Source organism: Shinella zoogloeoides (assembly GCF_003574625.1).
Classification (GTDB): domain Bacteria; phylum Pseudomonadota; class Alphaproteobacteria; order Rhizobiales; family Rhizobiaceae; genus Shinella; species Shinella zoogloeoides_A.
In genome coordinates this window covers 1-9,055 of record NZ_QNUJ01000021.1, presented here as the reverse complement: position 1 = coordinate 9,055, position 9,055 = coordinate 1, and the positions used below count along the sequence as shown (strand labels likewise).

General features: G+C 61.2%; 9 protein-coding genes and 1 pseudogene. 1 reads left to right on the top strand and 9 read right to left on the bottom strand.

Annotated elements, in window-relative coordinates:
- From DSD28_RS26175 to DSD28_RS25610, 7 genes are all read right to left on the bottom strand, one after another.
- The coding region (locus DSD28_RS26175; RefSeq protein ID WP_205536239.1) for a hypothetical protein at positions 1–192 on the bottom strand (192 nt) is incomplete at its 3' end.
- Between the two features lie 19 nt (positions 193–211).
- Complete coding sequence (locus tag DSD28_RS25635) at positions 212–1,105, bottom strand: XdhC family protein (RefSeq protein ID WP_162911557.1); 894 nt, start codon at positions 1,103–1,105, stop codon at positions 212–214.
- Between the two features lie 161 nt (positions 1,106–1,266).
- Positions 1,267–1,734, bottom strand: a complete 468-nt coding sequence (locus tag DSD28_RS25630; protein ID WP_119259265.1) for a CoxG family protein — start codon at positions 1,732–1,734, stop codon at positions 1,267–1,269.
- Between the two features lie 12 nt (positions 1,735–1,746).
- Positions 1,747–4,107 carry a xanthine dehydrogenase family protein molybdopterin-binding subunit gene (locus DSD28_RS25625; RefSeq protein ID WP_119259264.1) on the bottom strand — a complete coding sequence of 787 codons (2,361 nt, stop codon included), beginning with the start codon at positions 4,105–4,107 and terminating at the stop codon, positions 1,747–1,749.
- Positions 4,104–4,586: a (2Fe-2S)-binding protein gene (locus tag DSD28_RS25620; protein ID WP_245424932.1), complete on the bottom strand. Its 483-nt coding sequence runs from the start codon at positions 4,584–4,586 to the stop codon at positions 4,104–4,106. Before DSD28_RS25620 ends, DSD28_RS25625 begins: the two co-directional genes overlap by 4 nt.
- Entirely contained in the window at positions 4,583–5,464 is an 882-nt protein-coding gene (locus tag DSD28_RS25615) for an FAD binding domain-containing protein (protein ID WP_119259263.1), read from the bottom strand. Before DSD28_RS25615 ends, DSD28_RS25620 begins: the two co-directional genes overlap by 4 nt.
- Before the next feature lie 102 nt (positions 5,465–5,566).
- A complete protein-coding gene (locus DSD28_RS25610) occupies positions 5,567–6,796 on the bottom strand; it encodes an MFS transporter (RefSeq protein ID WP_119259262.1) in 1,230 nt (409 codons plus the stop codon).
- A gap of 388 nt (positions 6,797–7,184) precedes the next feature.
- On the opposite strand from DSD28_RS25610, the gene DSD28_RS25605 reads away from it, so the two are divergent.
- Positions 7,185–7,826 carry a TetR/AcrR family transcriptional regulator gene (locus DSD28_RS25605; protein WP_245424931.1) on the top strand — a complete coding sequence of 214 codons (642 nt, stop codon included), beginning with the start codon at positions 7,185–7,187 and terminating at the stop codon, positions 7,824–7,826.
- A 127-nt stretch (positions 7,827–7,953) separates the two neighbouring features.
- Here DSD28_RS25605 and scpB read toward each other — a convergent pair whose 3' ends face one another.
- On the bottom strand, positions 7,954–8,640 hold the full coding sequence (gene scpB, locus DSD28_RS25600) for an SMC-Scp complex subunit ScpB (RefSeq protein ID WP_119259260.1): 687 nt from the start codon (positions 8,638–8,640) through the stop codon (positions 7,954–7,956).
- Positions 8,637–8,936, bottom strand: a pseudogene (locus DSD28_RS25595) (DUF1403 family protein); the annotation flags it as partial. The gene scpB and the pseudogene DSD28_RS25595, both read right to left, overlap by 4 nt.
- Positions 8,937–9,055 lie beyond the last annotated feature (119 nt).

Genomic DNA, 9,055 nt, shown 5'->3' with positions numbered 1-9,055 from the left:
CGAGATCAGCGCACTCTCAGCACGACGGCGAGCAACGGCGCGGGCCGCAATGCCGATCTTCTCTATGGAATGTTGAGAAGGCAGCAGCGCCTTCCGCTCACGAAAGGCAGCGATGACGGGCTTGTCAGCGCCTCTCATCCTGGAGGAGCATCCCGCCGCCAAGATCAAGATATGTGGCAGATCTAAAACCATCCAGAACGCTCCTTCGAGCCTACTGCAGACTGAGCACCTCTGCGAGCACGGAAATAGCAAGGGTGCGGGGATCTCGTGTGGATGGAATGAGTCCGATCGGACCTTTAAGTCGAGCGATATCCGCATCGCACATGCCAAGCCTCATCAGGGCCGCATTCCGGCCCTCGCGCGCGCGACGGCTCCCCTGGGCGCCAATATAGCAGGCATCAGTGCGGAGAAGGTCTCTCAGGATCGGGGGTTCGTGATCATGATCGTGATAGAAGAGAACCGCCGCTGTCCAACGATCGACGGAAACGTCAGGAGGAAGGCCGTCGCGCGCCAGGAGGCGCGTTGCAATCCCGCTCTCGCTCGCTAATTCCAGCGTCTCCTCGTCGTGCGACAGCAGCAACGACGGGAATTGCGCGGAATGCACAAGTCCGGCGAAGACGATGGTTTCGGGTCCCTTGCCGAAGATCAAAAACCGCGGCTCTGGCCGTACCGCCGCATGGAACAGGCCGTTGTCGTAGCCTGTGGGTCGATCCGCCGCTATGTAGCAAAGCCCCCTTTCGGGAGAAATGGCCAATGCAAAGGGCTCCCGCGCGAGCCGTAGCTCGATCGCACGATGCAAAAGCACCAGCGGCGGGCGCGGGACGAGCGTAATCTCGAGCCCGCCCCCACACGGTAGCTGTATGTCGAAATACGGGGAGCCCTTTCCGTAGCGGATTTGGAGCGGCCGCCCCTCGACCAAGGCACTATCTGCGTGGTGTTGGACATCCTTTTCGATGCAACCTGACGACAGGCTGCCGACCCGCCGACCATCGGGGAAAAGCGCCATGGCAGCACCGAGCGGCCGATAGGATGGTCCCTCGACAGCGGTGATTAGCGCGAGAACACCATCGGTCTCCGCATCTGCCAAGGCTCCGATTGCGTCCATGTGCGACCCCGGCCGATCAGTTTGCTGCAAAGGCGCAAAAGGCAGAACCATGCTTGGAACTGGCACGACAATTCCTCCTGTTGGCAATCGTTCCCGGATTTCATGAGGTCGACGAACGGGGGAAGCTCCCCCGCCTGTCCAGCCAGGCCGAAACCGCTCGATTATGTAGCCTGGTCTGGAGCTGCTGCGCCCTCGTTGAGCGCCTGGCTGAAGCTCGTGAAAAATTCGTTCGCGAGCTTGTTAGCCGTCGACTGGATCATCCGGCTTCCAAGGGAGGCCAGCTTGCCGCCCAGCGCAGCGTCCGCGGTGTAGGTGAGGACAGTGCCGCCGTCTTTCGGAACGAGTTCCACTTTGGCGGCCCCTTTTGCAAATCCCGCAATGCCACCCGAGCCCTTGCCGGAAAGCACGCACGACTGCGGCGGAACCATATCGGAAAGCTCAACGTCACCCTTGAAGCGTGCTGACACGGGACCGATCTTCAGCTTGACCGTTGCCGCGAACGAGTTTTCACCTGTCTGCACCAGCTCCTCGCACCCCGGAATCGCCCCCTTCAACACGGCGGGATTGAAGAGCGCGGCCCACACGACTTCAGGCGGCAGGCCGAGTTCATGGGTTCCTATCAGTTCCATTCTTGTCCTCCATCATGGTTGTTCCGTCCCAAGCGCGGCAAGAATCCGCGCCGGGGTGATCGGGGTTTGCGTCAATCTTGCGCCAAACGGCAGAAGGGCATCATTGACGGCGTTCATAACCGCAGCGCCGGCGGCTGCGGTCCCCGCCTCGCCCACGCCCTTCGCACCGAGGATCGTGTCCTCGGTCGGAGTTTCGACATGGCCGATGACAATGTCAGGCATCTCGCAGGACATGGGGACCAGGTAGTCGGCGAGCGACCCATTCTGAAGCTGGCCGTTCTCATCGTAGAGGCATTCCTCGAACAGTACGGCTCCCAGCCCCTGGACGACCCCCCCGCGGATCTGCTCGTCGACGAGCAGCGGGTTGATGATGCGCCCGCAATCCTCGACCACCCAGTGCTTCAAGAGCTTGACGAGGCCTGTTTCCGGGTCGACCTCCACCCAGGACGCCTGAATCCCGTTCGTGAAACCGAACGGGTAGCCTGACGGCGCAAAATGCTGCGTCACGGTCAAGGAGTTGTCGATTCCCTGCGGCAGGGTATCGGGCCGATAGGTGGCAATGCGGCCGATCTCAGCCAGGGAGATACGCGACGAACCTGACGAGGCGTCCACCACCTCACCGCCTCTCAATGCGAGGCTGCCAGGTTCGGCTTGCAGGATGGCTCCGGCAATTGTCAGAACCTGATCCGCGAGTTTGCGCCCGGCCAGAAGAGCCGTCTCACCGCCGATCCCCGCGCCTCGGCACGCCCACGTCGCGCCACCGGACGGCGTTGTGTCCGTATCGCCGGTCGTCACCTTGACCTGGTCAGGCGTCACGCCCAACTGATCGGCGACGATCTGGGCAACAATTGTTTCCGTCCCCTGCCCCAGCTCGGTAACCGAGATCGCGCAATATACCTCGCCGCCAGGCGTCAGGCGGACAATTGCCCCATCCTGCGCGGAGATTCTTGCCCCGCCTACGCCGTAGAACGCCGCACCGGGATTCGTGATTTCTACAAACGTGGCCAAGCCGATGCCGCGGTGGATTCCCTTCGCGCGCAGCGCCACCTGCTCTTCACGCAGTGCGTCGTAATTCATCACATCGTATAGTTTTCGAAGGGTCTGCTGGTGAGATAGGCGTTCGAAGCGATAGCCGGTCGCCGACGCACAAGGATAGGCATCGTCGGGAATGACATTGCGCAGGCGTATCTCCCAGGGATCAAGGCCCAGCCGCAATGCTCCCTGGTCGAGCAGCTCTTCCGTGACGGCGCAGGCAATGGGATGGCCCACCGCGCGGTATTGGCTGGTCTGAACCTTGTTTTGAAAGAGAACGTTCAATCGGCCAACGTAATCCTTCATCTGATATGGCGATCCCATGAGCCGGAAAGCCTGATTGCCCTCGACAACAGACGTACGGGGAAAAGCGGAGAAGGCTCCGATGGGGGCGAAATCCTCCACGTCCATGGCCAGGATCATGCCACTTTCATCAAATGCCATCTTCGCACGAACATGATGATCGCGAGCATGGATATCGGTGAGGAAGCTCTCCAGTCGATCAGCCAGGAAACGGACCGGACGATGGAGCAGTAGGGTAGCGGCCACTACCGCCATTTCCTCATTGTAGAGGTGCAGCTTCATACCGAAGCTGCCGCCGACATCCGGAGCAATCACCCGGACCTTATGGTCCGGAAGGCCGAAGTGCCGGGAGTAAATGTCCTGGAACTGATATGGCGTCTGCGTGCCCTGATGCACCGTTAACTGGCCGGTCGCAGGATTATAGTCGGCAACGATCGCTCGAGGCTCCAGCGTGACCGCCGTATGGCGGCCGAAGGAATACTCTCCCTCGACGATCAGCGCGGCGTTGGCGAAAGCGACCTCGACATTGTCGGTCTTGAGTTCGTTGCGATAGCAGATATTGCTTTTCAGGCTCGATGTGGCCGGTCCGACGGCTGGATCCAGAGCCGCCTCCACCCCGCATACCGGATCGAACTCGTCAAGCTCCAATAGGATGAGTTCGCAAGCGTCCTCGGCTTCGGCGCGGCTTTTCGCCACCACCATGGCGACGGGATGCCCCGCCCAGAGAACCTCTTCCTCCGCCAGAATATTTTGCGGGGCGCTGACCATGCCGGCAAAATGGCCAAGGTTGCTGGTCCAGCTTTCGCAAAGCGGATTCAGATCGGCCGCAGTGAAAACCGCCAGGACGCCAGGCGCAGAGCGCGCACCTTCGACATCCAGCTCGCTGATCTTGCCATGGGCCATCGGGCTACGCAGAAAGGCCGCATGCAACATCCGCGGCAATTGCAGGTCGCTGACATAGTTTCCTCGCCCATGCAGATGGCGTAACGCGTTCTGACGACGGTGAGGATGGCCGATATGCGCGGATCGATCACTCATTCCGCCCTCCTTTCCGCGCGAGCGGATGCAGCGGCGGTGATGGCGTCGACAATTGCCTCGTAGCCCGTGCAACGGCAATAATTCCCCGACAGCGCGGTGCGGATTGCCTCTCGATCGGGATTGGGCTGATCCAGCAACAGGCGGTGCGCGGTCATCAACATGCCGGGCGTGCAATACCCACATTGCAGGGCATTTCGTGCGTGAAAGGCTGTCTGGAGATCGGCAATCTCGCCGCTCTCCGCCAGACCCTCGATCGTACGAACCGTACTGCCGGCGGCCTGAACTGCCAGGACAAGGCAACCATGAACGGGCTTGTCGTCGACCATCACCAGACAGGCCCCGCACACTCCCATTTCGCAACCGATATGGCTGCCGGTCAGACGCAACCTATCACGAACAAAATCCACGAGGCTCATCCGAGGTTCGATCAGTTCCGAGACCTCTTCGCCGTTGACGGTCATCTCGACCATGACTTTCATCGAGCATCCTCCCTATTGAGCGAGCCATCCGAGAGGCTGTGCAGCACCCTCCCCAACAGGACACCGGCAAGATGCAGCCGCATCTTGCCCGGCATGCTTGGATCGTCAGCCGGCTCCAGATCGTTCGAGAGCGCGTCCCGCGCGCTACATATTCTGTCCAGGTCGAGCGGATGCCCTGTCAGTGCGTTCTCGGCGGAGTGGGCGCGTACCGGGACAGTCCCGACCGCGTGGAAGCAAATCCTCGCATCGATGGTTCTCCCGCCTTCCTGCATGAGACGCACGGCAGCTCCCACCATGGCGAAGTCACCGTGGCGTCGCGCGAGCTCGCTAAACCGCATTCGTGCCGACGGAGGTTGCCGCGGTATTAGGATGGAACGCAGTATCTCGCCGGGCTCCATCGCCGTTGTATAAAGATCGAGGAAGAAATCGTCGGCATCCACCTCGCGCTCTCCGTCGGGGCCGACGATATCAAGCACGGCTCCGAGACAGCGCACGACGGCGGGGAATTCCGAAGCAGGATCCGCGAGAGCCAGGTTGCCGCCGAAGGTCGCCCGGTTTCTTATCGCCGGATGGGCAACATGGTGGGCTGCCTCGGACAAAAGCGGGGCGTGTTCCCGCACCAGGGGATCGGAGAGGATCTCGGCATGCGTCGTGGTGGCGCCGATCCGAAGGCCCGCCTCCGTCAGCACGATCCCGGAAAGCTCAGGCAGGCGCGAAATGTCGATCAATACCGACGGCGCCTGTAGCCGTAGCGCAAGCGACGGGACGACGCTGTGGCCACCTGCCAACCAGATCGCCTCACCTTCGAACTCAGCATACCATTCCAGCGCCTGCGGGATACTCTCCGCACGCCGATAGCCAAAAGGTGGCGGTTTCATCTCACTTCCCCATATTCGGCATCATCGAACCCTGCGCGCCGAAATCGCGCCGGCTTGGTGGGGCAACGCCGTGCTGGTGCAGGCGTTGCCAGGGATGCAAGATCACGCGACCTCGCGGCTTGGCGAGACGCCAAGCACTTCTTCCCGCTTAAGCGTTTCCGGCATGAGCCACACCGTTATCGCCCCGACGAAGAAGACCACCGAGCAAGCGCCAATGCCGAAGGCAAGGCCGTGCGTTTTCGCCATAGCGCCGACGGTGACCGGCGTAACGACCGCGCCAATGCCACGGCCGATGTTGAAGGCGAAACCGGAGCCCATTGCACGGATGTCCTGCGGGAAGAGTTCGGCGAAATAGGATCCGAACAGGCCGAACACCCCGCCGAATGACAGGCCCATCAGTGGTCCCAGCCAAAAGAGAAGCTCGGCATCCGGCACGATGACATAAAGCGGCACGATGATCGTATCCGCGAGGAACGCAAGCATCAGCGCATTGCGACGCCCGATGCGGTCAGCGATCCAGGCGAACAGGAAGTAGCCCACGAACGCACCGGAGAAGATCACTACCGAGAACAGGCTCATATAGGAGAGGTCGAGTCCCCTCACCTGAACCAGATAGGTCGGAATCCAGGACGAGACCCCCCAGAAGCCGCCCATCTGGCACGCAGCGGCAATGGTCGCGCCGATGGTCAGCATCGCAGTGCCAGGAGCGAAGAGACGCTTGAAACTGACGCCATCCTTGTGAGCTTTCGCTGTCCGCGGCGGATCTGCCGGCACGATGAGCCAGAACAGCACGCCAACGATCGCCGCGCTTCCCGTAAGCGCGAAAAGCATGTGCCATCCGAGGTCGTCCAAAAGGTATCGCCCCATCAGCGATGCGAGGATGCCGCCGAGCGCGAACGTGGAGAGCATGAAGCCGGCCGCGCGGGCGCGATACCGCGGCGCCCAATGGTCGGCGATCAGCGCCACGATCGGCCCCCAAAGCCCGCCCATCCCCACCCCCTGCAGGAAGCGCAGAACCATCAGCTGTTCCCAGGAAGTCACCCAATAGACCAGCGCGGTAAAGATGCCGAACTCGATAAGGCAGATGACGGCGGCGTTTTTCCGCCCCCAGTTCTCGGCAACCCAGCCAAACAGCACACCGCCGATGGCTGTTCCGATCATCGTCGCGGATGCGAGAAGACCGGCATCGGTCAGCGAGATGCCGAGCGATGCGATAATCACCGGCATACATATCGCCAGGATCTGCAGATCGAGGCTGTCATAGAGATATGCCAGGAACGTCATATTGAGCACCCTCCAACGATGGCGGGTCCCGCTTTGTGTCATTTCCATGCTCTTCCTCCCTTAGAGATGACGTCATCTCATCAATGTCGCTTCGGTAGCGTGCTCTGCCTCGGATTCAGGAACCGCTCATCCGGCCCGTGCATTCAACGTCTGCATCCCGGAACTCGGCATGCCGCGCATTGGGGCAGAACGTCACCAGGCAGTCGTGGTGGAGTTGTTGCAGGTCGTCGCGCCGCCATCCCGCGGATGGCCTGCGCGCGCTTATTTGCGGCTGTTACGTCAAATCTCCCCACGAGCGGTCAACAAGGCTTCTCCTCCAATTGTGACCACATGGTTACAAATTGCATAAGCGCGACCTTTGCACAAGCGATAAATGACCATTTGGTCACTTCCTTTTGTGCTATTGTCGCGCCGATAACAGGCTAAGGTGCATTTCATGGAGAAAACGACCTCATCCACATCGCGCCGCAAGAACATGCGGTCGGCCGATCGGGAGAGACAGATTCTGGAGGAAACCGTTCGCTTTTTCGCAGAGCACGGCTTTGAGGGACAGACCCGAGAACTCGCAAAGCGGCTGGGTGTATCGCACGCCGTGATCTATCGGCATTTTGAGAGCAAGCAGGCGCTAATCGAACGAGTATACGAGCACGTCTACACCAGCCGCTGGCGAAGCAGCTGGAACGAGTTGGTTGTGAACCGCAGTATCCCCCTCGAGGAAAGACTGGTTCAGTTTTACAGGGAGTATGCGCAGTGCGTATTCGAGTACGAGTGGGTACGGATATTCATTTCAGCCGGATTGAAGTCATACGGATTGCCAGAACGCTATCTCGCGATCATCCGCAGCCGAATAATTCGCCCAGCCGTAATGGAATTGCGTCATGATCTGGGCCTCCCCGAGCGGCTTCCGTCGGAGCCTGAAGAAGAACTGTTCTGGGGCCTCCACGGTGGCGTATTTTATCTCGCTATTCGCAAATTCATCTACGCGACAAACACTCCGGAGGACGTTGATCGGACGGTGGTGCGCACCGTAAGATCGTTCATGTCGGGGATTAGGTCGCAGATTGCGGCTGATGACTGATCTAATATGCATTCCTCCCGGCCTGGCCGGCCGGCAACGTGAAGCATGGAACGGGATGGTAAGGCATGGCAATTGGCGTTCCCGAAGAGGAGATTGACGACTGGCTCACGGCTCACGCGTAGGTTCCTTATTCCTCATTTGTCTCCGCCTCGCTCCCCGAGGAGCCTGCCTCTATCGCGTGCCGGCTTAGCAGCCCCGCGTCCTCCAGTGCCTCGATGTCCGGCAGATCGCGTAGCGTCTGCAGATCGAAGGCCGCGAGGAAATGCTTCGTCGTGACATAGGTATAGGGCGCGCCCGGCGTCGGGCTGCGCGGGCCAGAGGCAAGGAAGTTGGCATTGCGCAGGCTTGAGATAATATCGCGGCTGACCTCCTTGCCGAAGATCTTCGACAGGTCGCCACGGGTGATCGGCTGAAAATAGGCGATGGCCGTCAGAACCATCGCCTCGAACTCGGACAGTGCCGCCGCCGGTCCGCGCGTCGACGCCTGCGATGCCCGGATCGCGGACGCGTAAGCCGGACGGCTTCGGTGCTGCCAGCCGCCGGCGACGGCGGCGATCTCATAGGGCCGGTTATGCAGCTCGGCCTGAAGATCGTCGATCAAGAGATCGATGCTGCAATCCGGGCCGACTACGCGCGCCAGTGTCTCGCGGGTAACGGGCTCCCCCGACGCGAACATCACCGCTTCGACGCGCATCATCCATTCGCGCCAGCGCAGCGCCGCCGGCAAATCGGCCAGCTCGCGGTCGAACAGGACATCCTCCTCCGACGCTCGCGCGCGGCCGCGGGAAGCCCTGGTCGTCTCCCGCACGGTCATAGCCCAAAGATCCGAAAGGAACTGCGCCCGGATAGCTCGCGCACGGCGCCGACCCCCTCCAATCGATCGAACAGGCGATTGGCCGCCCAGCGTGACAGATTGCTGCCCGGGGCGGTGGCCGACATGGCGTCCGTATCGAGCAGTTTCTGGATGACAGCGTCTGCCCCCTTGGTGCGCACCGTCGGCGCGACCGCGATCAGCATGTCGGCGCGCCGGGCGATCTCGTCAGCGGCACGGAGGGCAGCGCCCGTCCCCTCGACCAGCGCGAGGCAGACGGCGCGCGGGAAGGCGAGTTCGGGGGCGGAACAAGATTTGTTCCCCCAGACACGTTAAGGCCGAACGGAGAGTGAACGTCACGCTGCGCGAAGGATTTTCCCTGGAAGCCGCAATGGCCTGAAGCCCTCGGACATCTGCT